Here is a 24,690-nt window from a genome sequence, read left to right on the forward strand (position 1 = left end):
GGCGTATATTACGCTTTCCTCTTTCAGAGTCAACCCTGAATTTCAGGATTTTTCTCTTCAACCGAACCGGCTGTTTGTGTGAAGTGATTCACATCTGCCGTGTCAGTGGGAGCGCATTATAGGGATCCCATTTTTTTGCACAAGCCTTTTTTCGATCTTTTTTTCTGAATGGTGATTTTTCACCCTTTTCGTCGCGTAATTGCACGATTTGCTCAATTTTCACCGTTTTCAGGGGTTGCACAGGGAGATAAAAGCCACCAAAGTCTTCTTACATTCCGGTATTTTGAGGTCTATATGTCTGCTCAGCTGCGCCCCTATAAAGCATTTTTCCCACAAATCGGTCTTCGCGTCATGATTGACGCATCCAGCGTTGTCATCGGTGATGTCAGAATTGCCGATGATGTCAGCGTCTGGCCTCTGGTGGCCATTCGCGGCGACGTCAACTATGTATCGATAGGTCAACGCAGCAATATTCAGGACGGTAGCGTTCTCCATGTGACCCATAAGTCCTCTTATAAGCCGGAGGGAAATCCGCTGATCATTGGTGAGGATGTAACTGTTGGTCATAAAGTGATGCTGCACGGCTGCACTATCGGCAACCGCGTGCTGGTTGGTATGGGTTCGATCTTATTAGATGGTGTCGTCGTTGGCGATGACGTCATGATTGGTGCAGGCAGTTTGGTACCGCAGAACAAACAACTGGAAAGCGGCTACCTTTACTTTGGCAATCCGGTCAAACAGATCCGCCCCCTGACGGAGACGGAACGGGAAGGACTGAAGTATTCAGCAAATAACTATGTGAAATGGAAAAATGAATACCTGGATCAGGATAACCAGATCCAGCCCTGAGCATCTTCCTGACCATCGCGGATCAATGCTTCCACCTCTTCCTCTAGATCCCAACGATGTTCCTGGAAGGCGGCCAGCCACTGCGCTGGCCCCTCTGCACCAAAACGCTGCTGCAGGCTCTGTCCTGAAATTGCGCAGGTTAATTGCATCCCATTGACCAGCACAGGAAAAACCACACCCTGCCGTTCGGCATCCCATGATTCCCGGTCAGGAAACTGAATCGCCTGATTCATGCATTCAGTTCCTGCTGCAGCGTTTCGATGACCGGAGCGATAGCCGGCAGGACGCCGTGCCATAGCAGAACAGCATGGGCGGCTTGCGCCACCAGCATTCCCAGCCCATCAGCACAGTGGACTGCGCCATACTGCTGGCACCAGTGAAGAAACGGTGTTGGCCCTTTCTGGTAAAACATGTCATAGCAATACACGTCAGCGTGGACAACAGATGCCGGGATAGCCGGTACATCACCGTCTATTCCACTGGACGTCGCATTGATGATCAGATCGAATGTTTCCCCGGATAAGGTATCCATCTCTCTTGCGCTGACGCTACCGGTATGGGCGAAGAGAGTGGCTAACTCATGGGCACGAGAATAGGTTCGATTCACGATCGTGACGGCACATCCCAGCGACAGAAGCGGCAAAAGAACCCCGCGTGATGCGCCACCAGCACCTACCAGCAGGATCCGCTGGCGCGGCTTAATGAACCCCAGGCGTTCCAGATCGCTCAGGAGGCCAATACCGTCGGTGTTGTCCCCCAGTAAACGGCCATCTTCCAGGCGTTTCAGGGTGTTTACTGCTCCCGCCAGCGCAGCGCGTTCTGTCAGCTCGTCCGCGCGCGCAAAAGCTTCCTCTTTAAAAGGAACGGTGACGTTGGCCCCCTTTCCTCCTTCTGCAAAGAACTGATTCAGAGAAGAGACAAAATCGTCCAGTGGCGCCAGCACACGTCCATAAGGATGAGTAATCCCTAACTGGCGGGCAAACAGCTGATGAATAGAAGGCGACTTGCTGTGCGCGATCGGATTACCAAAAACGGCATAGGTTTCCATGGTTCACCCCTGGCGGAACAGTTTACCCGTCAGGGCATCACGGATTTCAGATGGATTTTGCCGTCCACCCGTGGCGCCATCCACAACCGGGAAGCTGTCACCAAACTGAGCATGAACCTCTGCGGTGGTACGACACGGTGGTTGCCCGGTGAGATTGGCGCTCGTCGAGACCAGCGGTTTCCCGTAAGCTTCGCACAATTCAATCACCAGCGGATGGTTGGTCACGCGTACGGCCAGCGAATCAAAACGCCCCGTCAGCCAGCGCGGCGTTTCAGGACGCGCCGGGAATACAAACGTCACCGGTCCCGGCCAGCAGGAAAAGATAGCGTCCCGCTGCGAGTCACTTAACCGTGAATCATCAACATAAGGCTTCAACTGCTCAAAGCTGGCGGCGATAAGGATCAATCCCTTGTCAACAGGACGCTGCTTCAGCTCCAGCAGACGCATGACGGCCGTTTCGCTGTCTGGATCGCAGCCAACGCCAAAAACGGCTTCTGTGGGGTAGGCGATGACATGTTCATTTTTCAGTACCGCCACGGCATGGGCGACGGTTTCTGAGGGCAGGTTATTGTTCACTGATTTATTCCGCCGGGATCGGCTTTCCACATTGTTTACTGGCACAGAAGCGTCTGAGCCCCTGCGCCGTCTTCTTTTCAATTAACAGCGGGTAATGGCATTCAGGGCATTCGCCCGCTACCGGTTTAAAATTGATAACGAACTGGCAATCAGGGTAGCGATCGCAGGAATGAAAGGTTTTACCGAAACGAGAGCGACGCTGGACCAGATGCCCTTGTCCGCATTGCGGACAGGCGATAGCGGTCTCATCGGGTTTATCAATCAGCTCGGTATGCTCGCATTCGGGATAGCGACTGCAGCCGATAAACATACCAAAGCGCCCCTGGCGTAACACCATGACAGCGCCGCAAGATGGGCACTCCTGTCCCTCCAGCACCTTAACGATATGACCGTCCGCCTGACTTTTCAGGGGACGGATATAGTCACAGTCCGGATAATGCGAACAGCCGAGAAACGGGCCATGTTTCCCGGAACGGATCACCAGTTCAGCCCCGCACTGCGGGCAGGGCTCATTTTTACGCACCGAAAACAGTGCTGATTTGGTCATAACAACTCGATGTTGCTGCAAAAAGATTAATGCAGCATACCTTCATTTACTTCGAAGAGTAATTCTTCCATTTGCTGATAGGCGTTTTCACAGCCCGGAATGTTGAACAGTACCATCAGGATGACCCATTTCAGGTCTTCCAGTTCAAATTCTGCTGTATCCAGCGCCAGGACGCGCTCTATCACCATTTCTCGCGTTTCGAGGTTCAACACCTGAATCTGCTCGAGGAAGAGTAAAAATCCCCGGCAACTGGCATCCAGACGCTGGCACTCCTCTTCGGTATACACCCGAAGCGACAGCGGGTCGGAAGCGAGCTGCATGGGTTCAACGAGACCTTCCTGATAATCAGCCAGTTTCTCGAGCCACATTAACGCGTTATAGATATCTTCCCGCTCAAAGCCTGCATCGGTAAGATCCCGCGTCAGTTTGTCCTGATCCACGCGCATTTCTGCTTCGTTATGGATGTAAGTTTCAAACAAATACATGAGTACGTCGAACATGGCTTGCCCTCCTTAATCGGACATAGCCGCCGGGTACAGCTGCGATCCAGCCTGCTAACTCCAGTTCAAGTAGCTGAGCTACGGTTACTGGCACAGATTGGCCGGCACGTTCAGCGACAACGTCAACAGGTGTTACCTCATCTCCTACGTTAGCCAGGAGCTCCGGAAATGGCAATGCTACAGACGGCTGATCGGCGCAATTATTTATCGAATCAGACGTATCAGTAAGCCAGGCCAGCTCGTTTTGCCAGTACTCCACGATATCCTCTGGCGAGGTCACCGGTACCGCGCCTTGCTTGATTAACCAGTGCGGACCTTCAGATCCCGGATTACCAATCGGGCCAGGCAGGGCGAACACATCTCTTCCCTGCTCCAGGGCGCAACGGACGGTGACCAGCGATCCGCTTCGCAACGCCGCCTCAATCACCAGCACGCCCAAACTTAAGCCGCTGATAATACGGTTACGTCGGGGAAAATGAGCGGGAAGCGGCGGCGTAATGAGTGGAAATTCAGAGACCAGCGTACCGCCATTGTCGATGATCTGTTGGGCGAGGTTTGCATGGCGCCGCGGATAAACCTGTTCCAGCCCGTTGCCCAGCACCGCGATGGTTTTCCCCTCCGCGGCCAGCGCGCCGCGGTGCGCAACGCCATCAATGCCTAACGCCAGCCCACTGGTGATGGTGATCCCTCTACGCGCCAGCGTTTCGCTGAACAGTTTTCCCCAGCGGGCGCCATACCAGGAGTGCAAACGGCTGCCAATAACGGCAAGCTGCGCGCTGTGAAGCAGGGCGGGGTCGCCACTGACCAGCAACGCGCCGGGGTAATCAGCGATAGCCCTTAGCCGCAACGGATAGCGCGGATCGTCAGCCCGTAACAGATGATGATCCGGGTGTTCCAGCCAGCGCTGCGTCTCGTCAAGCTCTCGCTCGTCAAACCGTAAAAATGGCTTCACCTGCGCCGCGGTCATCCCAACGGCATGTAGCGCTTCACTATCCACGAAAGCGGCTGCGCATAACCGCTGCGCAATATCCAGCATCCTGTCGCCATACAAATTATTGACCTTCATCAGCCGCAGCCAAATCTCGTCGGGCGTCATCCTTACCCCCTGCCATAAGCGGCATTGACAATCTTTGCGATTGGACAGTGAGACTGTCAATTGCAGGGGGTTTTGTCTAGAATAGAGCTAATAATCTTATCAACTCCTGAATACGACTCTGGAACTTTATGGCAGTTTTGCAAGTGTTACATATTCCGGACGAGCGCCTTCGCAAAGTCGCCGAGCCGGTCAAAGAAGTGAATGCGGAAATTCAACGTATCGTCGATGATATGTTCGACACCATGTACGCCGAGGAAGGCATCGGTCTGGCCGCAACCCAGGTCGATATCCATCAGCGCATCATCGTGATCGATGTGTCGGAAAATCGTGAAGAGCGGCTGGTGTTAATCAACCCGGAGCTACTGGAAAAAGACGGCGAAACCGGTATTGAAGAAGGCTGCTTGTCCATTCCGGAACAGCGTGCTCTGGTACCCCGTGCGGAAAAAGTGAAGATCCGTGCGCTGGATCGCGACGGTAAGCCGTTTGAGCTGGAGGCCGATGGCCTGCTGGCGATCTGTATCCAGCATGAAATGGATCACCTGGTTGGCAAACTGTTTATTGACTATCTGTCACCGCTCAAACAACAGCGCATTCGTCAGAAGGTTGAGAAACTGGATCGTTTACGTTCCCGTGCCTGATAACAAGGAATACCGTGTCACATTCACTACGTATCATTTTCGCCGGCACCCCCGATTTTGCAGCGCGTCATCTTGACGCGTTGTTGTCGTCTGAACATCAGATCGTTGGCGTGTTTACTCAGCCAGACCGTCCCGCGGGACGCGGCAAAAAATTGATGCCGAGCCCGGTAAAAGTGCTGGCTGAAGCCCATGACGTCCCCGTATTCCAGCCATCGTCTCTTCGTCCGCAGGAGAACCAACAGCTCGTCGCCGATTTAGGCGCCGATATCATGGTGGTGGTGGCGTATGGTCTGATCCTGCCAAAAGCGGTGCTTGAGATGCCGCGTCTGGGCTGCATCAACGTTCATGGCTCCCTGCTGCCGCGCTGGCGTGGCGCCGCGCCGATCCAGCGTTCGCTGTGGGCGGGCGATAGCGAAACCGGCGTGACCATCATGCAGATGGACGTCGGCCTTGATACGGGTGACATGCTGTATAAGCTTTCCTGCCCCATTACCGCTGAGGATACCAGCGGCAGCCTGTACGATAAGCTGGCCGGCCTCGGCCCACAGGGACTGCTGACAACCTTAGCGCAACTGGCAAACGGAACGGCACAGCCTGAAGTCCAGGACGAGTCACTCGTCAGTTATGCCGAGAAGCTGAGTAAAGAAGAGGCCCGCATCGACTGGTCGCTTTCCGCTGCACAGCTGGAACGTTGCATCCGGGCGTTTAATCCTTGGCCAATGAGCTGGCTGGAGATTGACGGGCAGCCAGTCAAAGTCTGGCGGGCATCGGTTATTGCCGAAGCCACGCACGCCGAGCCGGGAACAATAGTGGCAGCAACCAAGCAGGGTATTCAGGTCGCCACGGGTGATGGGATCCTCAGTCTGGAATCACTACAGCCAGCGGGTAAAAAAGCGATGAGCTCGCAGGACTTACTCAATTCCCGCCGGGAGTGGTTCATCCCTGGTACCCGTCTCGCCTGACGGTTGTCTCTTTAAAAGCCCGGGTTAGCCGGGCATTTTTATTTTTGCGCTTATGAAAAACAAAATAAACTTACGCAGTCTGGCCGCCCAGGCTATCGAGCAAGTGGTAGAACAAGGTCAGTCTTTGAGCAACGTTCTGCCCCCTCTGCAGCAGAAAGTCAGCGATAAAGACAAAGCGCTGTTGCAGGAGCTGTGCTTTGGCGTATTGCGTACGCTCAGTCAGCTTGAGTGGCTTATCAACAAGCTGATGGCGCGTCCGATGACCGGCAAACAGCGCACCGTGCATTTTCTGATCATGGTTGGGCTTTATCAGTTGCTCTATACCCGTATTCCTCCGCATGCCGCACTGGCGGAAACGGTAGAAGGCGCGGTGGCCATTAAACGCCCGCAGCTTAAAGGGCTGATCAACGGCGTGCTACGCCAGTTCCAGCGCCAGCAGGAAGCGTTATTAGTCGAATTTGCTGAGCATGAAAACCGCTATCTTCATCCCAAATGGCTGCTGAAACGCCTGCAGCAGGCCTGGCCGCAGCAGTGGCAGGAGATCGTCGATGCGAACAACCAGCGCCCGCCGATGTGGCTGCGCGTTAACCGCAACCATCATTCCCGGGATGAATGGCTTGCTCTGCTTAAAGAGGCCGGCTTAGAGGGCTTCACCCATCCTGACTATCCCGACGCCGTGCGTCTGGCCACCCCTGCCCCAGTCCATGCGTTGCCAGGTTTTGCCGAAGGCTGGGTCACCGTCCAGGATGCCTCGGCCCAGGGCTGTATGCGCTACCTGCTGCCGGAAAATGGCGAACGCATTCTCGATCTTTGCGCCGCACCGGGCGGCAAGACGACGCATATTCTGGAGGTTGCCCCGCAGGCTCAGGTCATGGCGGTGGATATTGATGAACAGCGTCTGTCACGCGTCTATGACAACCTGAAACGGCTGGGCATGAAAGCCGAAGTCAAACAGGGCGATGGTCGCTTCCCTGAGCAGTGGTGTGGCAACGAACAGTTCGATCGTATTCTGCTGGATGCCCCCTGCTCCGCCACCGGCGTCATTCGCCGCCATCCGGATATCAAATGGCTGCGCCGGGATCGGGATATCGCCGAGTTAGCCCAGCTGCAGGCCGAGATCCTGAATGCCACCTGGGAGCACCTGAAACCAGGCGGTACGCTGGTTTACGCTACCTGTTCTATTCTGCCGGAAGAGAATAGTCAGCAAATTTCCGCCTTCCTCGCACGAACCCCGGATGCTGAACTTCATGCAACCGGTACGCCGGCGAGCCCCGGGCAGCAAAATCTGCCGGGCCCGGAAGAAGGTGATGGCTTCTTTTACGCTAAGCTAATCAAACGTCGGAATTAATGGGTCACTGCAGATGAAGATTATTATTCTGGGCGCCGGCCAGGTCGGCGGCACGCTGGCGGAAAACCTTGTCGGCGAGAACAATGATATTACGCTGGTTGATACCAATGGCGACCGTCTGCGCAGCCTGCAGGATAAGTTCGACCTGCGTGTCGTCCAGGGACATGGCTCTCACCCTCGCGTACTGCGCGAGGCGGGGGCCGATGATGCCGATATGCTGGTAGCGGTCACCAGTTCGGATGAAACCAATATGGTGGCCTGTCAGGTCGCCTACTCATTATTCAATACCCCAAACCGTATTGCGCGTATTCGTGCGCCAGATTACGTTCGTGATGCGGATAAGCTCTTCAATTCTGAAGCGGTGCCTATCGATCACTTAATCGCTCCGGAACAGCTGGTCATCGACAATATTCACCGGCTGATCGAATATCCCGGCGCGCTGCAGGTCGTGAACTTCGCCGAAGGGAAAGTCAGCCTCGCCGTAGTAAAAGCCTATTACGGTGGTCCGCTGGTAGGGAATGCGTTGTCCACCATGCGGGAGCATATGCCGCATATCGATACGCGTGTGGCCGCTATTTTCCGCCACGATCGTCCTATTCGCCCACAGGGTTCGACGATTGTGGAAGCCGGCGATGAAGTATTCTTTATTGCCGCCTCGCAGCATATTCGCGCGGTCATGAGCGAACTGCAGCGACTGGAAAAGCCGTATAAGCGTATTATGCTGGTCGGCGGGGGCAATATTGGCGCGGGTCTGGCCCATAAGCTGGAAAAAGATTACAGCGTCAAGCTTATCGAACGTAATCAGCAGCGAGCCGCTGAGCTTGCGGAAAAGCTGCAGCATACAATCGTCTTCTACGGTGATGCATCGGACCAGGAGCTGCTGGCTGAAGAGCATATTGACCAGGTGGACCTGTTTATTGCCGTCACTAACGACGATGAAGCAAACATTATGTCGGCGATGCTGGCAAAGCGAATGGGCGCGAAAAAAGTGATGGTGCTGATCCAGCGCAGAGCCTACGTGGATCTGGTCCAGGGCAGTGTCATTGATATCGCGATATCACCTCAACAGGCCACAATTTCCGCACTCCTCAGCCATGTTCGTAAAGCCGATATTGTCGGCGTCTCCTCCCTTCGCCGCGGTGTTGCCGAAGCGATTGAGGCCGTGGCGCACGGTGATGAGAGCACCTCCCGGGTGGTCGGGCGTTCGATCGATGAGATCAAGCTGCCGCCAGGTACGATCATCGGCGCCGTTGTGCGGGGCAACGACGTAATGATCGCGAATAATAATCTGCGGATCGAGCAGGGCGATCATGTGATCATGTTTTTGACCGATAAGAAGTTTATTTCCGATGTAGAAAGGCTGTTCCAGCCAAGTCCTTTCTTCCTGTAATTCCCAGGGCGCCGAACAGGCGCCTTTTTATTATCCCTTATTATTCAAAGGTTAATATTTTGCGGTAACTATCTACTGGGAATGGCAAATGAAAATACATTTGTTAAACTTACAACGTCAGCTGGCACAAGGAGAATAAAATGAGTTTTTTAAAAGAGTTTCGCGAATTCGCGATGCGCGGGAACGTTGTCGATTTGGCAGTGGGTGTGATCATCGGTGCAGCATTCGGTAAAATTGTTTCATCGCTGGTCGCAGATATTATTATGCCACCACTCGGCCTGTTGATTGGCGGGATCGATTTTAAACAGTTTGCCGTCACGCTACGTGATGCCCAGGGCGATGTCCCGGCTGTCGTGATGCATTATGGGGTATTCATTCAGAACGTTTTCGATTTCATCATCGTCGCGTTTGCCATCTTCATGGCGATTAAACTGATGAATAAGTTAAATCGTAAGAAAGAAGAGGCTCCGGCGGCGCCGCCAGCTCCTTCTAAAGAAGAAGTCCTGCTGAGCGAAATTCGCGATCTGCTGAAAGAGCAAAACAACCGTTCTTAATCAGCACCGAAAGCAGAAGGCCAGTGGTAAAAAAGCGATTCGCTTGCTTGCCACTGGCCTCCCGGTCAATCCTTCCTGCATGTTTATCTTTACGTTGATAGCTTCCTTTCCCTTTCTTGTTTTTCTCTACACGCTGCCTGAATAACGGATCGTGGAGAAGTGCCTCAATGGCGTTATCTTTAATTTGCCCTTTAGTATGCTGATAGCGACTCATATAAACTCCAGTGCATGTGTGAATTCCGCGCGAGTGTAGATCCGCGCGATGAAAAAATCAACGTCCCGTACCGCCATTGCTGGCGCCTTGTTCAAGGGCCTCAAGGATCGAACAATAAACACTACTGTGCGCAGTCCCACAGCAGGCATCATTAAGCCGCTGCAGAGAGCGACGCATCGTCTGCAACTCTTTGATCCGCGCCTCGACTTCGCTTAATCGCGCCTGAACGATCCCTTTCGATTCCTGGCAGGTATGGTGCTCCGGATCGATACGGATCGACAATAATTCGCGGATCGCTTCCAGAGTGAAGCCCAGCTGACGGGCATAGCGAATAAAGCGTAGCCGCTGAAGATCGTTATCCGAGTAAAGACGAAATCCTCCCTCGGTGCGCACGTCATGATCCATCATTTGCTGTTTCTCATAATAACGGATGGTATCTGGCGTGACGTCAGCCAGCTTAGCCAGCTCACCAATACGATACATATTTACTCCTGGTTCATTCTTTGTAGCAAAGCCTCGGCATACTCACCGCGTAAAAAGTCGGTACTCAGACCAGCCTGACGAAGCTTCAGTTCGAGCAAGGCAAGCCGTTTGCTCAGTTCAGCATGACGAGGATCGTCCTGGCGGACGCCCTTCAGTAAATCAGCCAGTGCCACCGCTTCTCTTCGCTGCTCCAGCTCCGGGGGAAGGCATCCAGCATTCTTCAGAAGGCGATAACCTGCCCGCAGCTCCGCCGGCACATGCGAATCGTCATCGAGAGTCAGCGGTTCGCCGCTGCCGGGTAAGTTATCGAACTCACCTTTAGTTTGGGCATCGAGGATATGGCGTTCCGCCCACTGATCCAGTAACCACATTCTACGGCTCCGGGGGATGAACAAAAAGAGTACAGATAGTGTAGTGAAGTGGGGATGCGGTAGATATAAAAAAACCCGCCGGGGCGGGTTTTTTTACGTTACTACAGATTACTCTGCAGCAGCTTCTGCTTTCGGCTCAGCACGATCAACCAGCTCGATGTATGCCATCGGCGCGTTGTCGCCTGCACGGAAGCCACACTTCAGAATGCGAGTGTAACCACCGGCGCGGCTCGCGAAACGCGGGCCCAGCTCGTTAAACAGTTTTGCCACGATCTCGTTATCACGAGTGCGGGCGAATGCCAGACGACGATTAGCAACGCTATCAGTCTTGGCAAGAGTAATCAGCGGCTCAACTACGCGACGCAGTTCTTTCGCTTTCGGCAGGGTCGTCTTGATGATTTCATGACGAACCAGCGAACCTGCCATGTTACGGAACATAGCCTGGCGATGGCTGCTGTTGCGGTTCAGTTGACGACCACTCTTACGATGGCGCATGACCTTATCCTTCTCAGTAAAACCTTAACCTGTGATCCGGTTACTCGTCAGCAATGCTTGCTGGTGGCCAGTTTTCCAGGCGCATGCCCAGAGACAGTCCACGGGAAGCCAGCACGTCTTTAATCTCAGTAAGAGATTTTTTACCCAGGTTCGGCGTTTTCAGCAACTCAACCTCGGTACGCTGTACCAGATCACCGATATAGTGGATAGCTTCTGCCTTGAGGCAGTTAGCAGAGCGGACAGTCAATTCCAGATCGTCAACAGGGCGCAGCAGGATCGGATCGAACTCTGGTTTCTCTTCTTTCACTTCTGGCTGACGTACATCACGTAAGTCAACAAAAGCTTCCAGTTGTTCAGCCAGAATGGTTGCCGCACGACGAATCGCCTCTTCAGGATCGATTGTGCCGTTGGTTTCCATTTCGATGACCAGCTTGTCCAGGTCGGTACGCTGTTCTACACGCGCAGCTTCAACATTGTAGGCAATACGCTCTACAGGGCTGTAGCAGGCGTCGACCAGCAGACGGCCGATTGGGCGCTCATCTTCTTCCGAATGAATTCGGGCAGAAGCCGGCACATAACCGCGACCGCGCTGAACTTTGATACGCATGCTAATAGCAGCGTTCTCATCAGTCAGGTGGCAAATCACGTGCTGCGGCTTGACGATTTCGACATCACCGTCGTGGGTAATGTCGGCTGCAGTCACAGGGCCAATGCCAGATTTATTCAAAGTAAGGATGACTTCATCTTTACCCTGAACTCTCACCGCCAGCCCTTTCAGGTTGAGCAGGATTTCAAGGATGTCTTCCTGAACGCCTTCTTTGGTGCTGTACTCGTGCAGTACACCATCAATCTCAACCTCGGTCACCGCGCAACCCGGCATCGATGAGAGCAGAATACGGCGCAGTGCGTTACCCAGAGTATGGCCGAAGCCACGCTCTAAAGGCTCAAGGGTCACCTTGGCGTGCGTCGAACTCACTTGCTCGATATCGACCAGGCGCGGTTTTAGAAACTCTGTCACAGAACCCTGCATTGTGTCCTCTCTTTGGTACTAAGCTTTACTTGGAGTAAAGCTCGACGATCAGGTGTTCGTTAATGTCCGCAGACAGATCAGAACGCTCCGGCTGACGCTTGAACGTACCTTCCATCTTGCCAGCATCAACTTCCAGCCAGGTTGGCTTTTCACGCTGCTCAGCCAGCTCCAGAGCGGCTTTCACGCGAGATTGCTTTTTCGCTTTCTCACGAATGCTGACAACGTCATTCGCTTTAACCTGATAAGAAGCGATGTTAACAACACGACCGTTTACCATAATCGCTTTGTGGCTAACCAGCTGGCGTGCTTCAGCACGAGTGGCGCCGAAGCCCATACGGTATACAACGTTGTCCAGACGACCTTCCAGCAGAGCCAACAGGTTTTCACCGGTGTTGCCTTTCAGACGTGCTGCTTCTTTATAGTAGTTACGGAACTGACGCTCCAGCACACCGTACATACGGCGAACTTTTTGCTTTTCACGCAACTGCACACCATAGTCAGACAGACGCGGTTTACGCGCACCGTGCTGGCCAGGAGCTTGTTCAATTTTACACTTGGTATCGATCGCGCGAACGCCAGACTTAAGGAATAAGTCGGTGCCCTCACGACGGCTCAGCTTGAGCTTAGGACCCAAATATCTTGCCATTTTCTTTCTCCAACTAACCTGGAAAACGTAGCGTTATACGCGACGTTTTTTCGGCGGACGACAACCGTTATGAGGGATCGGAGTCACATCAGTAATATTAGTGATGCGGAAACCAGCGGCGTTCAGTGCACGAATGGTAGATTCGCGACCCGGACCCGGACCTTTGACCATAACTTCCAGATTCTTGATGCCGTATTCTTTTACGGCTTCTGCGCAACGCTCTGCTGCAACCTGAGCTGCAAACGGAGTGGATTTGCGAGAACCACGGAAACCGGAACCACCGGCTGTTGCCCAACCCAGTGCGTTACCCTGACGATCAGTGATAGTAACGATGGTGTTGTTAAAAGAAGCATGGATATGAGCCACGCCATCAGAGACTTGTTTTCTTACACGCTTACGTGCACGAACTGGTGCCTTTGCCATTATTCAATCACCCCGATTATTTCTTGATCGGTTTACGCGGACCCTTACGGGTACGTGCGTTGGTCTTGGTACGCTGACCGCGAACCGGAAGACCACGACGATGGCGTAAACCACGGTAGCAACCAAGGTCCATCAGACGCTTGATGCTCAGGGTGATTTCACGGCGCAGATCACCTTCAACGACAAATTTACCTACTGCTTCACGCAGAATATCAATTTGTTCTTCAGACAGCTCACTGATCTTAACATTTTCAGCGATGCCCGTTTCAGCGCAGATAGCTTTAGAACGGGTTTTGCCGATACCGAAAATAGCGGTTAAAGCGATTACGGTATGTTTGTGATCAGGAATGTTAATGCCTGCTATACGGGCCACTATGCACTCCTACTATTTAATATGTACGTACCATGCTGAAAAGCCCGTTTTCAGGATACTCAAATGGAAACGTACAGACATACAAAAGATTGGCTGGCTAATCTAGCCAGCTCAATCCAACTTTGCAAGAAAAATATGCGAATAAATCAGCCTTGGCGCTGTTTATGCTTCGGCTCGGCACTGCAAATCACACGGATGACGCCATCACGCTTAACGATTTTGCAGTTACGGCATAATTTCTTGACGGAAGCACGAACTTTCATTTTTACTCTCCGTAACTTCTCGGGCGACCAGTTTTAACGGCCGTAGCCTTTCAGGTTCGCCTTCTTCAATGCAGACTCATACTGACTGGACATCATCAGAGTTTGCACTTGAGCCATAAAGTCCATAATCACGACAACAACGATAAGCAGCGATGTCCCACCGAAGTAGAACGGCACTTTCATCGCGTCACGCATGAACTCCGGGATCAGGCAGATAAAAGTAATATACAACGCACCAACCAGAGTCAGGCGAGTCATCACTTTATCGATATACTTCGCCGTTTGCTCTCCCGGACGAATTCCTGGTACAAATGCACCGGACTTCTTCAGGTTATCTGCTGTTTCACGCGGGTTGAAAACCAACGCCGTGTAGAAGAAACAGAAGAAGATGATTGCAGACGCATAGAGTAACACATAAAGCGGTTGCCCAGGCTGCAAATACAGCGAAATTGTTGTCAGCCAGTTCCAACCAGTACCACCCCCGAACCATGACGTGATGGTTGCCGGGAACAGTATAATACTGGAAGCGAAGATTGCCGGGATTACCCCCGCCATATTCACTTTCAGCGGTAAATGTGTGCTCTGTGCAGCATAGACACGACGACCCTGCTGCCGTTTCGCGTAGTTTACCACAATGCGGCGTTGACCACGTTCAACGAATACAACAAAGAAGGTCACTGCAAATACTAATACTGCAACCAACAGCAACAGGAGGAAGTGCAGGTCGCCTTGACGCGCTTGCTCGATAGTATGGGCGATGGCCGGCGGGAGTCCCGCAACGATCCCGGCGAAGATCAGGATCGAGATACCGTTACCGATACCGCGTTCAGTGATCTGTTCGCCGAGCCACATCAGGAACATAGTCCCTGTGACCAGACTTACAACAGCGGTGAAATAGAACGCAAAGCCTGGATTAATCACCAGGCCCTGCATACCAGGCATATTCGGCAGACCGGTAGCAATACCGATCGACTGGAATATCGCCAGCACCAGAGTACCGTAGCGGGTGTACTGGCTGATCTTACGACGACCAGACTCCCCTTCTTTCTTCAGCTCTGCCAGCGGTTGGTAAACCACCGTCAGCAGCTGCACGATGATAGATGCCGAGATATACGGCATAATCCCCAGTGCAAAGATAGAAGCACGGCTGAGAGCACCACCAGAGAACATGTTGAACATTTCAATGATGGTGCCTCGCTGTTGCTCAAGCAGTTTGGCAAGTACAGCGGCATCAATACCAGGGATCGGAATAAAAGAGCCAATACGGAACACTATCAGCGCACCGACCACAAACAGAAGTCTGCGTTTCAGTTCGCCAAGGCCACCTTTGGCACTTTGAAAATCTAATCCCGGTTGTTTAGCCATCTGCTACTTATTCCTCAATTTTACCGCCAGCAGCTTCGATAGCAGCACGAGCACCTTTAGTCACACGCAGGCCACGAACAGTTACCGGACGAGTTACCTCACCAGACAGGATCACTTTCGCGAACTCGATCTGGACACCGATAATGTTTGCCGCTTTCAGCGCGTTCAGGTCTACTACATCGCCTTCTACGTGAGCCAGATCGGAGAGACGGATCTCTGCGGTGATCATCGCTTTACGAGAAGTGAAGCCGAATTTCGGCAGACGACGGTACAGAGGCATCTGACCACCCTCGAAACCGCGACGTACGCCACCGCCAGAACGAGACTTCTGACCTTTGTGACCACGACCACCGGTTTTACCGAGGCCAGAACCGATACCACGACCCAAGCGTTTACCCGCCTTTTTGGAGCCTTCGGCCGGAGACAGAGTATTTAAACGCATCTCTTACTCCTCAACTTTAACCATGAAGGAAACCGCGTTGACCATACCACGAACAGCAGGAGTATCCTCGCGCTCTACGGTGTGACCAATACGACGCAGACCCAGGCCAAGCAGTGTTGCCTTGTGTTTCGGCAGACGACCGATTGCACTGCGGGTTTGAGTAATTTTAATAGTCTTTGCCATGGTTTATTTCCCCAGAATTTCTTCAACGGATTTACCACGCTTGGCAGCGACCATTTCTGGAGAATTCATATTTTCCAGGCCATCAATAGTTGCACGAACCACGTTGATCGGGTTGGTGGAACCGTATGCTTTAGCCAGAACGTTATGAACCCCAGCAACTTCCAGAACGGCGCGCATTGCACCACCGGCGATGATACCGGTACCTTCGGAAGCTGGCTGCATGAATACACGAGAACCCGTGTGAACACCTTTAACCGGGTGTTGCAGGGTGCCGTTGTTCAGCGCGACGTTAATCATGTTGCGACGGGCTTTTTCCATCGCTTTCTGGATCGCTGCTGGAACTTCACGCGCTTTACCGTAACCAAAACCAACGCGACCGTTACCATCACCAACTACAGTCAGAGCTGTGAAGGAGAAAATACGACCACCTTTAACGGTTTTAGATACGCGGTTTACCGCGATCAGCTTTTCCTGCAGTTCGCCAGCTTGTTTTTCGATGTGAGCCATCTTACACCTCTACCTTAGAACTGAAGGCCAGCTTCACGGGCAGCATCTGCCAGTGCCTGGACACGACCATGATATTGGAACCCGGAACGGTCAAAGGAAACATCTTTGATGCCTTTTTCCAGAGCGCGTTCAGCAACAGCTTTACCCACAGCTGCAGCCGCGTCTTTGTTACCGGTGTACTTCAGTTGTTCAGAGATAGCTTTTTCTACAGTAGAAGCAGCTACCAGAACTTCAGAACCATTCGGAGCAATTACCTGTGCGTAAATATGACGCGGGGTACGATGTACCACCAGGCGAGTTGCACCCAGCTCCTGGAGCTTGCGGCGTGCGCGGGTCGCACGACGGATACGAGCAGATTTCTTATCCATAGTGTTACCTTACTTCTTCTTAGCCTCTTTGGTACGCACGACTTCGTCGGCGTAACGAACACCCTTGCCTTTATAAGGCTCAGGACGACGGTAGGCGCGCAGATCTGCTGCAACCTGGCCGATCACCTGCTTATCAGCGCCTTTCAGCACGATTTCAGTTTGAGTCGGACATTCTGCAGTGATACCGGCCGGCAGCTTATGTTCAACAGGATGAGAGAAACCTAAAGCCAGGTTTACTACATCCCCTTTAACCGCTGCACGATAGCCTACACCAACCAGCTGAAGCTTTTTAGTGAAGCCTTCGGTAACACCGATAACCATTGAGTTCAGCAGGGCACGCGCGGTACCAGCCTGAGCCCATCCGTCTACGTAACCATCACGCGGACCGAAGGTCAGAGCATTATCTGCATGTTTAACTTCAACAGCATCGTTGAGAGTACGAGTCAGCTCGCCATTTTTACCTTTGATCGTAATAACCTGACCGTTGACTTTAACATCAACGCCGGCAGGAACAACGACCGGTGCTTTAGCAACACGAGACATTTTTTCCTCCGATTAGGCTACGTAGCAGATAATTTCGCCACCAAGACCAGCCTGGCGCGCTGCACGATCAGTCATAACACCTTTAGAGGTAGAAACAACTGCGATACCCAGACCCGCCATAACTTTCGGCAGCTCATCTTTACGTTTGTAGATGCGCAGACCTGGGCGGCTGACACGCTGAATGCTTTCTACAACAGCTTTACCCTGGAAATACTTAAGAGTCAGTTCCAGTTCCGGCTTGATGTCGCCTTCAACTTTAAAATCTTCAATAAAGCCTTCTTCCTTCAGCACGTTGGCAATTGCCACTTTCAGCTTGGAGGAAGGCATGGTGACCGCAGCTTTATTCGCGGCCTGACCGTTACGGATACGGGTCAGCATATCCGCGATCGGATCTTGCATGCTCATCTGTCTTTACTCCCGTGATTCAATTGGTGACAATTACCAGCTAGCCTTTTTCAGACCCGGGATTTCACCGCGCATAGCGGCTTCACGGACCTTAATACGGCTCAACCCGAACTTCCGCAGGAAACCATGCGGACGACCTGTTTGACGGCAGCGATTACGCTGACGAGACGGGCTGGAATCACGCGGCAGAGTCTGCAGCTTGAGAACAGCGTTCCAACGATCTTCGTCGGTTGCGTTCACATCAGAGATGATAGCTTTCAGTTCAGCGCGTTTAGCGAAGAATTTATCAGCTAAAGCCACGCGCTTTACTTCGCGTGCTTTCATTGATTGCTTAGCCATTAAGTAACCCTACCTTACTTGCGGAACGGGAAGTCAAAGGCAGCCAGCAGAGCGCGGCCTTCTTCATCAGATTTCGCAGTAGTGGTAATGGTAATATCCAAACCACGAACGCGGTCGACTTTATCGTAGTCGATTTCTGGGAAGATGATCTGCTCACGGACACCCATGCTGTAGTTACCACGGCCGTCGAAAGACTTAGCGGACAAGCCACGGAAGTCACGGATACGCGGTACAGCAATAGTGATCAGGCGCTCAAAGAACTCCCACATGCGCTCGCCGCGCAGAGTTACTTTACAGCCGATCGGATAGCCCTGACGGATTTTGAAGCCTGCAACTGATTTGCGTGCTTTGGTGATCAGCGGTTTTTGACCGGAGATTGCTGTCAGGTCAGCTGCTGCGTTATCCAGCAGTTTCTTGTCAGCGATCGCTTCACCAACACCCATGTTCAGGGTGATCTTCTCGACCCGAGGGACTTGCATGACAGAATTGTAGTTAAACTCAGTCATGAGTTTAGCGACTACTTCGTCTTTGTAGTAATCATGCAGTTTCGCCATCGTACTACTCCAAATTACTTGATAGTTTCGCTATTAGATTTGAAGAAACGGACTTTTTTGCCGTCTTCGAATCTAAAGCCTACACGGTCAGCCTTGCCGGTTGCCGCGTTGAAGATAGCAAGGTTAGAGATCTGAATAGCTGCTTCTTTCTCTACAATGCCGCCTGGTTGGTTCAGGGCCGGAACCGGCTTCTGATGTTTCTTAACCAGGTTGATACCTTCAACAATGACCTTGCCGGAAGACAGGACATTTTTTACTTTACCGCGTTTACCTTTATCTTTACCGGTTAACACGATAACTTCGTCATCACGACGGATTTTAGCTGCCATGATTCGCTCCTTAGAGTACTTCTGGTGCCAGAGAGATAATTTTCATGAACTTCTCGGTACGAAGTTCACGAGTTACCGGCCCAAAAATACGCGTACCGATAGGCTGCTCGCTGTTATTGTTCAGAATAACGCATGCATTACCATCGAAGCGAATGACAGAACCGTCCGGGCGACGAACACCCTTCTTGGTGCGCACCACTACCGCCTTCAGCACATCACCTTTTTTGACCTTACCACGCGGAATTGCTTCCTTGATGGTGATCTTGATGATGTCGCCTACGCCTGCGTAGCGACGGTGCGAGCCACCCAGAACCTTGATACACATTACGCGACGTGCACCGGAGTTGTCGGCGACGTTCAGCATAGTCTGTTCTTGGATCATTTTAGTGCTCCGCTAATGTCAACTACTACTGAGACCCGAAAATTAGGGTCGTTAAAAAGCCCCATATCGAGGGCGCGGCATTATAACACCACAAACCAGATATGGGTAGAAAAAATAAACGGCTCATCGCTGAGCCGTTTATCCGTATCGAGAATGCGTACTCTATTACAGAACCGCTTTCTCTACAACGCGAACCAGCGTCCAGGACTTAGTCTTGGACAGCGGACGGCATTCGCGGATTTCAACCACGTCACCGATACCGCATTCGTTGTTCTCGTCATGTACGTGCAGTTTGGTCGTACGTTTGATGAATTTGCCGTATACCGGGTGTTTCACCATACGTTCGATAGCAACAACAATGGATTTCTCCATTTTGTCGCTAACTACGCGACCTTGCAGAGTACGGATTTTATCGGTCATTACGCACCCGCCTTCTGAGTCAGTAAAGTCTTAACGCGTGCAACATCACGACGCACTTGCTTCAGCAGATGAGTCTGTTGCAGCTGGCCACTTGCAGCCTGCATACGCAGGTTGAACTGCTCACGCAGCAGGTTCAGCAGCTCAGCGTTCAGCTCTTCAACGCTTTTTTCACGCAGCTCTTTTGCTTTCATTACATCACCGTCTTAGTTACAAAGGTGGTTTTGATCGGCAGTTTCGCTGCTGCCAGGCCGAATGCTTCACGGGCCAGCTCTTCCGGTACACCGTCCATTTCATACAGGACTTTACCCGGCTGAATCAAGGCAACCCAGTACTCCACGTTACCTTTACCTTTACCCATACGAACTTCCAGCGGCTTCTCGGTGATCGGTTTGTCCGGGAATACACGGATCCAGATCTTACCTTGACGCTTAACTGCACGGGTCATAGCACGACGTGCTGCTTCGATCTGACGGGCAGTCAGACGACCACGGCCAACAGCTTTCAGACCGAAAGTGCCGAAGCTAACATCCGTACCCTGCGCCAGACCACGGTTGCGGCCTTTGTGCACTTTACGGAATTTTGTACGCTTTGGTTGTAACATCAGCGACGCTCCTTATTTACGGCCTTTACGCTGCTGCTTTTTAGGTTGAGCAGCCGGTTCCGGTTGTTCAACAGCAGCCATACCACCCAGGATCTCACCTTTGAAGATCCATACCTTAACGCCGATTACACCGTAAGTGGTGTGCGCTTCAGAGGTGTTGTAGTCGATGTCAGCACGCAGAGTGTGCAGCGGTACGCGACCTTCACGGTACCATTCGGTACGTGCGATTTCCGCGCCGCCCAGACGGCCGCTAACTTCAACTTTGATACCTTTAGCGCCCAGACGCATTGCGTTCTGTACAGCACGCTTCATCGCACGACGGAACATAACGCGACGTTCCAGCTGAGAAGTGATGCTGTCAGCAACCAATTTAGCGTCCAGTTCAGGCTTACGAACTTCGGCAATATTGATCTGTGCAGGTACGCCAGCGATATCCGCTACGACCTTGCGCAGTTTTTCTACGTCTTCGCCTTTCTTACCGATAACGATACCCGGGCGAGCAGTGTGAATGGTCACACGGATGCTCTTAGCCGGACGCTCGATAACGATGCGAGATACAGACGCTTTAGCCAGTTCTTTTGTCAGGAACTGACGTACTTTAAAATCGCTGTCCAGGTTGTCAGCGAATTCTTTGGTGTTCGCGAACCAGGTAGAGTTCCATGGTTTGACAATACCCAGGCGAATACCATTAGGATGTACTTTCTGACCCATTGCTAGTCTCCAGAGTCTCAGCGATCGGACACAACCACAGTGATGTGGCTGGTGCGCTTCAGGATGCGATCTGCACGACCTTTAGCACGCGGCATAATGCGCTTCATGCTCGGGCCTTCGTCTACGAAAATTTTCGCAACTTTCAGATCATCAATGTCAGCGCCATCGTTGTGTTCAGCGTTAGCAATGGCAGATTCCAGTACCTTCTTGACCAGTACAGCAGCTTTTTTGTTGGTGTAGGTCAGAATATCCAGGGCCTGCGACACTTTCTTACCGCGAATCAGGTCAGCTACGAGGCGAACCTTCTGAGCAGAAGAACGAGCATGGCGATGTTGAGCTAAAGTTTCCATCTCTTCCTCCTACCTTATTTCTTCTTCGCTTTTTTATCAGCAGCGTGGCCGCGATAAGTACGAGTCGGTGCGAATTCACCCAGTTTGTGACCAACCATTTCGTCGGAAACAAAGACTGGAACGTGCTGACGACCATTATGGACAGCGATGGTCAAACCGATCATGTTAGGAAAGATCGTTGAACGACGGGACCAAGTGCGCAGGGGCTTCTTGTCTCCGCTTTCCACCGCTTTCTCTACCTTCTTCAGCAAGTGCAGGTCAATAAAAGGACCTTTCTTGAGAGAACGTGGCATGGCTTATCCTCTAAAATTATTTGCTACGGCGACGTACGATGAATTTATCAGTACGCTTGTTGCTGCGGGTCTTCTTACCTTTGGTCTGCAGGCCCCACGGGGATACCGGGTGCTTACCAAAGTTACGACCTTCACCACCACCATGTGGGTGGTCTACTGGGTTCATCGCAGTACCGCGAACGGTAGGACGAACACCACGCCAGCGTGCAGCACCTGCTTTACCCAGAACGCGCAGCATATGCTCAGCATTGCCAACTTCGCCCAGAGTAGCGCGGCAGTCTGCTTCGACTTTACGCATTTCACCAGAACGCAGACGCAGGGTGACATAAGCACCATCACGAGCAACGATCTGAACGTAAGTACCAGCGGAACGTGCCAGCTGACCGCCTTTACCTGGTTTCATTTCTACGTTATGAACGGTAGAACCAACCGGGATATTGCGCATCGGCAGGGTGTTGCCTGCTTTGATTGCAGCATCAACGCCAGACTGAATCTGGTCACCAGCTTTCAGGCCTTTCGGGGCCAGGATGTAACGGCGCTCGCCGTCTTTGTACAGAACCAGCGCGATGTTCGCGGAGCGGTTCGGATCGTACTCAAGACGTTCAACAACTGCCGGGATACCATCTTTGTTGCGTTTGAAGTCAACAATACGGTAAGCCTGCTTGTGGCCACCACCGATATGACGGGTGGTGATACGGCCATTGTTGTTACGACCACCGGATTTGCTGTTTTTTTCCAGCAACGGAGCAAAAGGTTTGCCCTTGTGCAGCTCTGGGTTAACCACTTTAACGACGTGGCGACGACCCGGAGATGTCGGTTTACATTTAACAACTGCCATTGTATTACTCCTCCGACTTACTCAGCGCCGCCAACGAAGTCCAGATTCTGGCCTTCCTTCAGGGTGACGTAAGCTTTTTTCCAGTCGCTACGACGACCGATACGCTGTCCGTGACGTTTAACTTTCCCTTTAACTACCAGGGTGTTAACGACTTCGACTTCGACTTCAAACAGTTTCTGCACAGCAGCTTTGATTTCTGCTTTGGTCGCGTCTTTAGCAACTTTGAGAACGATGGTGTTTGTTTTTTCCATCGCAGTAGACGCTTTTTCAGAAACGTGCGGTGCGCGCAGCACCTTCAGCAGACGTTCTTCACGAATCATGCCAGCATCTCCTCAACTTGCTTAACAGCATCAGCAGTCATTACGACTTTGTCGAAGGCGATCAGGCTAACCGGGTCGATACCGTTCGCATCACGTACGTCAACCTTGTGCAGGTTACGTGCGGCCAGGAACAGGTTCTCGTCCAGCTCACCGGTGATGATCAGCACATCTTCCAGAGCCATGTCTTTCAGTTTCTGTGCCAGCAGCTTAGTTTTCGGCGCTTCAACAGAGAACTTCTCGACAACGATCAGACGATCCTGACGTACCAGTTCGGACAGAATGCTTTTCAGCGCGCCGCGGTACATCTTCTTGTTAACTTTTTGACTGTGGTCCTGCGGACGAGCAGCGAAGGTCACGCCACCGGAACGCCAGATCGGGCTCTTGATAGAACCAGAACGCGCACGGCCGGTACCTTTCTGGCGCCACGGTTTTTTACCGGAGCCAGTGATTTCAGCACGAGTCTTCTGAGCACGAGTGCCCTGACGCGCACCAGCTGCATAAGCAACAACAACCTGGTGAACCAGCGCTTCGTTGAAATCACGACCGAAGGTAGTTTCGGAAACAGTCAGCGCGCTCTGCGCGTCTTTCAATACTAATTCCATTGCTATCTCCTCACGCCTTCACAGCTGGTTTAACGATCAGGTCGCTACCGGTAGCACCCGGGACAGCACCTTTAACCAGCAGCAGGTTGCGCTCAGCGTCAACACGTACTACGTCCAGGCTCTGAACGGTTACACGCTCATTACCCAGCTGACCTGCCATTTTCTTGCCTTTGAACACTTTGCCCGGAGTCTGGTTCTGACCGATAGAACCCGGAACGCGGTGAGACAAGGAGTTACCGTGAGTAGCGTCCTGGGTACGGAAGTTCCAGCGCTTAACGGTACCAGCAAAACCTTTACCTTTAGAGGTACCGGTTACGTCAACTTTTTTAACGTCAGCAAACAGTTCAACGCTAATGTTCTGACCTACGGTGAATTCTTCGCCGTCAGCAAGACGGAATTCCCACAGACCACGGCCAGCTTCAACGCCAGCTTTAGCGAAGTGACCCGCTTCCGGCTTGGTTACACGGTTAGCTTTTTTAGCACCGGTGGTAACCTGGATTGCGCGGTAGCCATCGTTAGCCAGGTCTTTAACCTGAGTAACGCGGTTTGCTTCAACTTCGATTACGGTTACTGGGATAGATACGCCATCTTCAGTGAAGATGCGGGTCATGCCCACTTTTTTACCGACTAAACCAATCATTGTTTCAACCTCTCAATCGCTCGATGACCTGATTAACCCAGGCTGATCTGCACGTCTACACCGGCAGCCAGATCCAGACGCATCAGAGCATCAACGGTTTTTTCAGTTGGCTCAACGATGTCAACCAGACGCTTGTGAGTGCGAATCTCGTACTGATCGCGCGCGTCTTTGTTGACGTGCGGGGAGATCAGAACGGTAAAGCGCTCTTTGCGGGTCGGCAGCGGGATCGGACCACGGACTTGCGCACCAGTGCGCTTAGCAGTCTCGACGATTTCCGCGGTTGATTGATCGATCAGACGATGATCAAACGCTTTAAGGCGGATACGGATTCTTTGGTTCTGCATGAGACCAGAGCTCCAATTATTTTATAGACGAAATGATTACTCCTCATACCCATTACGATTGATGGGAGAGTGTAACCGTTCTTACATAGTCCCCCGATTGGGGACATTGTTTGATAGCAAAAAGCACTATCAGGGTTCATATCGAACCGGCTGTCAACTTTGACAGGCCCGCGCATTATACGCAAATTCTGGCACGACGCAAGCGCTGTTTAGAAAATCATCACCGGGATTTGCGCGTCTTGGCGATAGTGCGCTGTGCAAGCGCCGTAACGCTGCCAATAAATCCGCAAAGCGCCATCCACTCTCGAAAATTGCATTTTGCCCTGCGCCGAGCCGATAAGCATAGTG

The 24,690-nt window shown here is 52.3% G+C and carries 43 protein-coding genes; 6 read left to right on the forward strand and 37 right to left on the reverse strand.

Translation table 11 applies throughout. The annotated features are described in order from the left end of the window. Window positions 1-294: 294 nt before the first annotated feature. Window positions 295-849: a gamma carbonic anhydrase family protein gene (locus FHW76_RS13555; RefSeq protein ID WP_008807065.1), complete on the forward strand. Its 555-nt coding sequence runs from the start codon at window positions 295-297 to the stop codon at window positions 847-849. Here the strand turns inward: FHW76_RS13555 and FHW76_RS13560 are convergent. The 6 genes from FHW76_RS13560 to dprA are packed head-to-tail and all read right to left on the reverse strand — an operon-like array spanning window position 825 to window position 4,616. Beyond that, window positions 825-1,082: a DUF1488 domain-containing protein gene (locus FHW76_RS13560; protein WP_008807064.1), complete on the reverse strand. Its 258-nt coding sequence runs from the start codon at window positions 1,080-1,082 to the stop codon at window positions 825-827. The genes FHW76_RS13555 and FHW76_RS13560 overlap by 25 nt on opposite strands. Further along, window positions 1,079-1,897, reverse strand: coding sequence for a shikimate dehydrogenase (gene aroE, locus FHW76_RS13565; protein ID WP_008807063.1), 819 nt, complete (start codon window positions 1,895-1,897; stop codon window positions 1,079-1,081). Before aroE ends, FHW76_RS13560 begins: the two co-directional genes overlap by 4 nt. Before the next feature lie 3 nt (window positions 1,898-1,900). Further along, window positions 1,901-2,473 carry an L-threonylcarbamoyladenylate synthase type 1 TsaC gene (gene tsaC, locus FHW76_RS13570; protein WP_008807062.1) on the reverse strand — a complete coding sequence of 191 codons (573 nt, stop codon included), beginning with the start codon at window positions 2,471-2,473 and terminating at the stop codon, window positions 1,901-1,903. A 4-nt stretch (window positions 2,474-2,477) separates the two neighbouring features. After that, entirely contained in the window at window positions 2,478-3,020 is a 543-nt protein-coding gene (locus FHW76_RS13575; protein ID WP_004145330.1) for a type I DNA topoisomerase, read from the reverse strand. A gap of 26 nt (window positions 3,021-3,046) precedes the next feature. Next, window positions 3,047-3,520, reverse strand: coding sequence for a DUF494 family protein Smg (gene smg / locus FHW76_RS13580; RefSeq protein ID WP_008807060.1), 474 nt, complete (start codon window positions 3,518-3,520; stop codon window positions 3,047-3,049). Then, complete coding sequence (gene dprA / locus FHW76_RS13585) at window positions 3,492-4,616, reverse strand: DNA-protecting protein DprA (protein ID WP_012967155.1); 1,125 nt, start codon at window positions 4,614-4,616, stop codon at window positions 3,492-3,494. The genes smg and dprA overlap by 29 nt, the downstream gene beginning before the upstream one ends. A gap of 128 nt (window positions 4,617-4,744) precedes the next feature. On the opposite strand from dprA, the gene def reads away from it, so the two are divergent. From def to mscL, 5 genes are all read left to right on the forward strand, one after another. After that, entirely contained in the window at window positions 4,745-5,254 is a 510-nt protein-coding gene (gene def / locus FHW76_RS13590; protein WP_008807058.1) for a peptide deformylase, read from the forward strand. A gap of 14 nt (window positions 5,255-5,268) precedes the next feature. Continuing rightward, entirely contained in the window at window positions 5,269-6,216 is a 948-nt protein-coding gene (gene fmt, locus FHW76_RS13595; RefSeq protein ID WP_008807057.1) for a methionyl-tRNA formyltransferase, read from the forward strand. Window positions 6,217-6,268: 52 nt separating this feature from the next. Further along, entirely contained in the window at window positions 6,269-7,564 is a 1,296-nt protein-coding gene (gene rsmB / locus FHW76_RS13600) for a 16S rRNA (cytosine(967)-C(5))-methyltransferase RsmB (RefSeq protein ID WP_008807056.1), read from the forward strand. Between the two features lie 13 nt (window positions 7,565-7,577). Continuing rightward, entirely contained in the window at window positions 7,578-8,954 is a 1,377-nt protein-coding gene (gene trkA / locus FHW76_RS13605; RefSeq protein WP_008807055.1) for a Trk system potassium transporter TrkA, read from the forward strand. Window positions 8,955-9,094: 140 nt separating this feature from the next. After that, entirely contained in the window at window positions 9,095-9,508 is a 414-nt protein-coding gene (gene mscL, locus FHW76_RS13610) for a large-conductance mechanosensitive channel protein MscL (RefSeq protein WP_004145325.1), read from the forward strand. Here the strand turns inward: mscL and FHW76_RS13615 are convergent. The 31 genes from FHW76_RS13615 to rpsJ form a co-directional block, all read right to left on the reverse strand. After that, entirely contained in the window at window positions 9,444-9,722 is a 279-nt protein-coding gene (locus FHW76_RS13615) for an alternative ribosome-rescue factor A (protein WP_008807054.1), read from the reverse strand. The two genes, mscL and FHW76_RS13615, sit on opposite strands and share 65 nt — an antisense overlap. A 57-nt stretch (window positions 9,723-9,779) precedes the next feature. After that, window positions 9,780-10,205 carry a Zn(2+)-responsive transcriptional regulator gene (gene zntR, locus FHW76_RS13620; protein ID WP_008807053.1) on the reverse strand — a complete coding sequence of 142 codons (426 nt, stop codon included), beginning with the start codon at window positions 10,203-10,205 and terminating at the stop codon, window positions 9,780-9,782. Between the two features lie 2 nt (window positions 10,206-10,207). Beyond that, complete coding sequence (locus FHW76_RS13625; RefSeq protein WP_008807052.1) at window positions 10,208-10,576, reverse strand: DUF1992 domain-containing protein; 369 nt, start codon at window positions 10,574-10,576, stop codon at window positions 10,208-10,210. A 108-nt stretch (window positions 10,577-10,684) separates the two neighbouring features. Next, entirely contained in the window at window positions 10,685-11,071 is a 387-nt protein-coding gene (rplQ, locus tag FHW76_RS13630) for a 50S ribosomal protein L17 (protein WP_002919206.1), read from the reverse strand. A 40-nt stretch (window positions 11,072-11,111) separates the two neighbouring features. After that, a complete protein-coding gene (locus tag FHW76_RS13635; RefSeq protein ID WP_002919219.1) occupies window positions 11,112-12,101 on the reverse strand; it encodes a DNA-directed RNA polymerase subunit alpha in 990 nt (329 codons plus the stop codon). A 25-nt stretch (window positions 12,102-12,126) separates the two neighbouring features. Beyond that, window positions 12,127-12,747, reverse strand: a complete 621-nt coding sequence (rpsD, locus tag FHW76_RS13640) for a 30S ribosomal protein S4 (RefSeq protein ID WP_002919224.1) — start codon at window positions 12,745-12,747, stop codon at window positions 12,127-12,129. 33 nt (window positions 12,748-12,780) lie between these two features. Further along, a complete protein-coding gene (rpsK, locus tag FHW76_RS13645) occupies window positions 12,781-13,170 on the reverse strand; it encodes a 30S ribosomal protein S11 (RefSeq protein ID WP_004388621.1) in 390 nt (129 codons plus the stop codon). A gap of 16 nt (window positions 13,171-13,186) precedes the next feature. Next, window positions 13,187-13,543, reverse strand: coding sequence for a 30S ribosomal protein S13 (rpsM, locus tag FHW76_RS13650; RefSeq protein ID WP_002919259.1), 357 nt, complete (start codon window positions 13,541-13,543; stop codon window positions 13,187-13,189). A 146-nt stretch (window positions 13,544-13,689) separates the two neighbouring features. After that, entirely contained in the window at window positions 13,690-13,806 is a 117-nt protein-coding gene (rpmJ, locus tag FHW76_RS13655; RefSeq protein WP_000868187.1) for a 50S ribosomal protein L36, read from the reverse strand. A 33-nt stretch (window positions 13,807-13,839) separates the two neighbouring features. After that, on the reverse strand, window positions 13,840-15,171 hold the full coding sequence (gene secY / locus FHW76_RS13660; protein WP_008807050.1) for a preprotein translocase subunit SecY: 1,332 nt from the start codon (window positions 15,169-15,171) through the stop codon (window positions 13,840-13,842). A gap of 7 nt (window positions 15,172-15,178) precedes the next feature. After that, window positions 15,179-15,613, reverse strand: a complete 435-nt coding sequence (rplO, locus tag FHW76_RS13665) for a 50S ribosomal protein L15 (RefSeq protein ID WP_002919516.1) — start codon at window positions 15,611-15,613, stop codon at window positions 15,179-15,181. 3 nt (window positions 15,614-15,616) lie between these two features. Continuing rightward, entirely contained in the window at window positions 15,617-15,796 is a 180-nt protein-coding gene (rpmD, locus tag FHW76_RS13670; RefSeq protein ID WP_001140434.1) for a 50S ribosomal protein L30, read from the reverse strand. A gap of 3 nt (window positions 15,797-15,799) precedes the next feature. After that, entirely contained in the window at window positions 15,800-16,303 is a 504-nt protein-coding gene (gene rpsE, locus FHW76_RS13675; protein ID WP_000940121.1) for a 30S ribosomal protein S5, read from the reverse strand. Window positions 16,304-16,317: 14 nt separating this feature from the next. Continuing rightward, the gene (gene rplR / locus FHW76_RS13680) at window positions 16,318-16,671 is read right to left on the reverse strand and encodes a 50S ribosomal protein L18 (protein WP_006817270.1); all 354 of its coding nucleotides are present in this window, start codon (window positions 16,669-16,671) and stop codon (window positions 16,318-16,320) included. Window positions 16,672-16,680: 9 nt separating this feature from the next. Continuing rightward, window positions 16,681-17,214: a 50S ribosomal protein L6 gene (gene rplF / locus FHW76_RS13685; protein WP_008807049.1), complete on the reverse strand. Its 534-nt coding sequence runs from the start codon at window positions 17,212-17,214 to the stop codon at window positions 16,681-16,683. Between the two features lie 12 nt (window positions 17,215-17,226). After that, complete coding sequence (gene rpsH / locus FHW76_RS13690) at window positions 17,227-17,619, reverse strand: 30S ribosomal protein S8 (protein ID WP_008807048.1); 393 nt, start codon at window positions 17,617-17,619, stop codon at window positions 17,227-17,229. 33 nt (window positions 17,620-17,652) lie between these two features. Continuing rightward, the gene (rpsN, locus tag FHW76_RS13695; RefSeq protein WP_002919667.1) at window positions 17,653-17,958 is read right to left on the reverse strand and encodes a 30S ribosomal protein S14; all 306 of its coding nucleotides are present in this window, start codon (window positions 17,956-17,958) and stop codon (window positions 17,653-17,655) included. Window positions 17,959-17,972: 14 nt separating this feature from the next. Then, window positions 17,973-18,512: a 50S ribosomal protein L5 gene (gene rplE, locus FHW76_RS13700; protein WP_003031123.1), complete on the reverse strand. Its 540-nt coding sequence runs from the start codon at window positions 18,510-18,512 to the stop codon at window positions 17,973-17,975. A gap of 14 nt (window positions 18,513-18,526) precedes the next feature. After that, a complete protein-coding gene (rplX, locus tag FHW76_RS13705; RefSeq protein WP_003031122.1) occupies window positions 18,527-18,841 on the reverse strand; it encodes a 50S ribosomal protein L24 in 315 nt (104 codons plus the stop codon). 10 nt (window positions 18,842-18,851) lie between these two features. Further along, window positions 18,852-19,223: a 50S ribosomal protein L14 gene (gene rplN, locus FHW76_RS13710; RefSeq protein ID WP_002919748.1), complete on the reverse strand. Its 372-nt coding sequence runs from the start codon at window positions 19,221-19,223 to the stop codon at window positions 18,852-18,854. A 165-nt stretch (window positions 19,224-19,388) separates the two neighbouring features. Continuing rightward, window positions 19,389-19,643: a 30S ribosomal protein S17 gene (rpsQ, locus tag FHW76_RS13715; RefSeq protein ID WP_004106347.1), complete on the reverse strand. Its 255-nt coding sequence runs from the start codon at window positions 19,641-19,643 to the stop codon at window positions 19,389-19,391. Next, the gene (rpmC, locus tag FHW76_RS13720; RefSeq protein ID WP_002919754.1) at window positions 19,643-19,834 is read right to left on the reverse strand and encodes a 50S ribosomal protein L29; all 192 of its coding nucleotides are present in this window, start codon (window positions 19,832-19,834) and stop codon (window positions 19,643-19,645) included. The genes rpsQ and rpmC overlap by 1 nt, the downstream gene beginning before the upstream one ends. Continuing rightward, window positions 19,834-20,244, reverse strand: a complete 411-nt coding sequence (rplP, locus tag FHW76_RS13725; protein WP_002919759.1) for a 50S ribosomal protein L16 — start codon at window positions 20,242-20,244, stop codon at window positions 19,834-19,836. The genes rpmC and rplP overlap by 1 nt, the downstream gene beginning before the upstream one ends. A 12-nt stretch (window positions 20,245-20,256) precedes the next feature. Continuing rightward, window positions 20,257-20,955, reverse strand: a complete 699-nt coding sequence (rpsC, locus tag FHW76_RS13730) for a 30S ribosomal protein S3 (RefSeq protein ID WP_002919766.1) — start codon at window positions 20,953-20,955, stop codon at window positions 20,257-20,259. Between the two features lie 17 nt (window positions 20,956-20,972). Beyond that, window positions 20,973-21,305: a 50S ribosomal protein L22 gene (gene rplV / locus FHW76_RS13735; RefSeq protein WP_002919773.1), complete on the reverse strand. Its 333-nt coding sequence runs from the start codon at window positions 21,303-21,305 to the stop codon at window positions 20,973-20,975. 14 nt (window positions 21,306-21,319) lie between these two features. After that, on the reverse strand, window positions 21,320-21,598 hold the full coding sequence (rpsS, locus tag FHW76_RS13740) for a 30S ribosomal protein S19 (protein WP_001138115.1): 279 nt from the start codon (window positions 21,596-21,598) through the stop codon (window positions 21,320-21,322). Between the two features lie 16 nt (window positions 21,599-21,614). Further along, on the reverse strand, window positions 21,615-22,436 hold the full coding sequence (gene rplB / locus FHW76_RS13745; RefSeq protein WP_002919786.1) for a 50S ribosomal protein L2: 822 nt from the start codon (window positions 22,434-22,436) through the stop codon (window positions 21,615-21,617). Between the two features lie 17 nt (window positions 22,437-22,453). Beyond that, window positions 22,454-22,756 carry a 50S ribosomal protein L23 gene (gene rplW, locus FHW76_RS13750; protein ID WP_000617546.1) on the reverse strand — a complete coding sequence of 101 codons (303 nt, stop codon included), beginning with the start codon at window positions 22,754-22,756 and terminating at the stop codon, window positions 22,454-22,456. Then, window positions 22,753-23,358 (reverse strand): 50S ribosomal protein L4, encoded by a 606-nt coding sequence (rplD, locus tag FHW76_RS13755; protein ID WP_002919794.1) that lies wholly within the window; start codon window positions 23,356-23,358, stop codon window positions 22,753-22,755. The genes rplW and rplD overlap by 4 nt, the downstream gene beginning before the upstream one ends. A gap of 10 nt (window positions 23,359-23,368) precedes the next feature. Beyond that, on the reverse strand, window positions 23,369-23,998 hold the full coding sequence (gene rplC / locus FHW76_RS13760; protein WP_002919796.1) for a 50S ribosomal protein L3: 630 nt from the start codon (window positions 23,996-23,998) through the stop codon (window positions 23,369-23,371). A gap of 32 nt (window positions 23,999-24,030) precedes the next feature. Next, on the reverse strand, window positions 24,031-24,342 hold the full coding sequence (gene rpsJ, locus FHW76_RS13765) for a 30S ribosomal protein S10 (RefSeq protein WP_001181005.1): 312 nt from the start codon (window positions 24,340-24,342) through the stop codon (window positions 24,031-24,033). Window positions 24,343-24,690: the final 348 nt, after the last annotated feature.

Source organism: Klebsiella sp. RC2, from assembly GCF_014192815.1.
In the GTDB taxonomy this organism is placed as follows: Bacteria; Pseudomonadota; Gammaproteobacteria; order Enterobacterales; family Enterobacteriaceae; genus Klebsiella; species Klebsiella variicola.

Bases quoted from the DNA above. Each gene is read 5' to 3' on its own strand.
- rpsJ (WP_001181005.1), bottom strand. From the start codon at position 24,342: ATGCAGAACCAAAGAATCCGTATCCGCCTTAAAGCGTTTGATCATCGT.
- rpsS (WP_001138115.1), bottom strand. From the start codon at position 21,598: ATGCCACGTTCTCTCAAGAAAGGTCCTTTTATTGACCTGCACTTGCTG.
- rplN (WP_002919748.1), bottom strand. From the start codon at position 19,223: ATGATCCAAGAACAGACTATGCTGAACGTCGCCGACAACTCCGGTGCA.
- rpsH (WP_008807048.1), bottom strand. From the start codon at position 17,619: ATGAGCATGCAAGATCCGATCGCGGATATGCTGACCCGTATCCGTAAC.
- rplQ (WP_002919206.1), bottom strand. From the start codon at position 11,071: ATGCGCCATCGTAAGAGTGGTCGTCAACTGAACCGCAACAGCAGCCAT.
- rpsD (WP_002919224.1), bottom strand. From the start codon at position 12,747: ATGGCAAGATATTTGGGTCCTAAGCTCAAGCTGAGCCGTCGTGAGGGC.
- rplX (WP_003031122.1), bottom strand. From the start codon at position 18,841: ATGGCAGCTAAAATCCGTCGTGATGACGAAGTTATCGTGTTAACCGGT.
- rpsN (WP_002919667.1), bottom strand. From the start codon at position 17,958: ATGGCTAAGCAATCAATGAAAGCACGCGAAGTAAAGCGCGTGGCTTTA.
- rplC (WP_002919796.1), bottom strand. From the start codon at position 23,998: ATGATTGGTTTAGTCGGTAAAAAAGTGGGCATGACCCGCATCTTCACT.
- def (WP_008807058.1), top strand. From the start codon at position 4,745: ATGGCAGTTTTGCAAGTGTTACATATTCCGGACGAGCGCCTTCGCAAA.
- smg (WP_008807060.1), bottom strand. From the start codon at position 3,520: ATGTTCGACGTACTCATGTATTTGTTTGAAACTTACATCCATAACGAA.
- rplV (WP_002919773.1), bottom strand. From the start codon at position 21,305: ATGGAAACTTTAGCTCAACATCGCCATGCTCGTTCTTCTGCTCAGAAG.
- FHW76_RS13635 (WP_002919219.1), bottom strand. From the start codon at position 12,101: ATGCAGGGTTCTGTGACAGAGTTTCTAAAACCGCGCCTGGTCGATATC.
- aroE (WP_008807063.1), bottom strand. From the start codon at position 1,897: ATGGAAACCTATGCCGTTTTTGGTAATCCGATCGCGCACAGCAAGTCG.
- FHW76_RS13555 (WP_008807065.1), top strand. From the start codon at position 295: ATGTCTGCTCAGCTGCGCCCCTATAAAGCATTTTTCCCACAAATCGGT.
- trkA (WP_008807055.1), top strand. From the start codon at position 7,578: ATGAAGATTATTATTCTGGGCGCCGGCCAGGTCGGCGGCACGCTGGCG.
- FHW76_RS13625 (WP_008807052.1), bottom strand. From the start codon at position 10,576: ATGTGGTTACTGGATCAGTGGGCGGAACGCCATATCCTCGATGCCCAA.
- rpsC (WP_002919766.1), bottom strand. From the start codon at position 20,955: ATGGGTCAGAAAGTACATCCTAATGGTATTCGCCTGGGTATTGTCAAA.
- FHW76_RS13615 (WP_008807054.1), bottom strand. From the start codon at position 9,722: ATGAGTCGCTATCAGCATACTAAAGGGCAAATTAAAGATAACGCCATT.
- secY (WP_008807050.1), bottom strand. From the start codon at position 15,171: ATGGCTAAACAACCGGGATTAGATTTTCAAAGTGCCAAAGGTGGCCTT.
- mscL (WP_004145325.1), top strand. From the start codon at position 9,095: ATGAGTTTTTTAAAAGAGTTTCGCGAATTCGCGATGCGCGGGAACGTT.
- FHW76_RS13560 (WP_008807064.1), bottom strand. From the start codon at position 1,082: ATGAATCAGGCGATTCAGTTTCCTGACCGGGAATCATGGGATGCCGAA.
- rpsK (WP_004388621.1), bottom strand. From the start codon at position 13,170: ATGGCAAAGGCACCAGTTCGTGCACGTAAGCGTGTAAGAAAACAAGTC.
- rpsQ (WP_004106347.1), bottom strand. From the start codon at position 19,643: ATGACCGATAAAATCCGTACTCTGCAAGGTCGCGTAGTTAGCGACAAA.
- dprA (WP_012967155.1), bottom strand. From the start codon at position 4,616: ATGACGCCCGACGAGATTTGGCTGCGGCTGATGAAGGTCAATAATTTG.
- rplO (WP_002919516.1), bottom strand. From the start codon at position 15,613: ATGCGTTTAAATACTCTGTCTCCGGCCGAAGGCTCCAAAAAGGCGGGT.
- rplP (WP_002919759.1), bottom strand. From the start codon at position 20,244: ATGTTACAACCAAAGCGTACAAAATTCCGTAAAGTGCACAAAGGCCGC.
- rplE (WP_003031123.1), bottom strand. From the start codon at position 18,512: ATGGCGAAACTGCATGATTACTACAAAGACGAAGTAGTCGCTAAACTC.
- rpsE (WP_000940121.1), bottom strand. From the start codon at position 16,303: ATGGCTCACATCGAAAAACAAGCTGGCGAACTGCAGGAAAAGCTGATC.
- zntR (WP_008807053.1), bottom strand. From the start codon at position 10,205: ATGTATCGTATTGGTGAGCTGGCTAAGCTGGCTGACGTCACGCCAGAT.
- FHW76_RS13575 (WP_004145330.1), bottom strand. From the start codon at position 3,020: ATGACCAAATCAGCACTGTTTTCGGTGCGTAAAAATGAGCCCTGCCCG.
- rsmB (WP_008807056.1), top strand. From the start codon at position 6,269: ATGAAAAACAAAATAAACTTACGCAGTCTGGCCGCCCAGGCTATCGAG.
- rpmC (WP_002919754.1), bottom strand. From the start codon at position 19,834: ATGAAAGCAAAAGAGCTGCGTGAAAAAAGCGTTGAAGAGCTGAACGCT.
- rplR (WP_006817270.1), bottom strand. From the start codon at position 16,671: ATGGATAAGAAATCTGCTCGTATCCGTCGTGCGACCCGCGCACGCCGC.
- rplD (WP_002919794.1), bottom strand. From the start codon at position 23,358: ATGGAATTAGTATTGAAAGACGCGCAGAGCGCGCTGACTGTTTCCGAA.
- rplW (WP_000617546.1), bottom strand. From the start codon at position 22,756: ATGATTCGTGAAGAACGTCTGCTGAAGGTGCTGCGCGCACCGCACGTT.
- rpmJ (WP_000868187.1), bottom strand. From the start codon at position 13,806: ATGAAAGTTCGTGCTTCCGTCAAGAAATTATGCCGTAACTGCAAAATC.
- rpmD (WP_001140434.1), bottom strand. From the start codon at position 15,796: ATGGCAAAGACTATTAAAATTACTCAAACCCGCAGTGCAATCGGTCGT.
- rplF (WP_008807049.1), bottom strand. From the start codon at position 17,214: ATGTCTCGTGTTGCTAAAGCACCGGTCGTTGTTCCTGCCGGCGTTGAT.
- rplB (WP_002919786.1), bottom strand. From the start codon at position 22,436: ATGGCAGTTGTTAAATGTAAACCGACATCTCCGGGTCGTCGCCACGTC.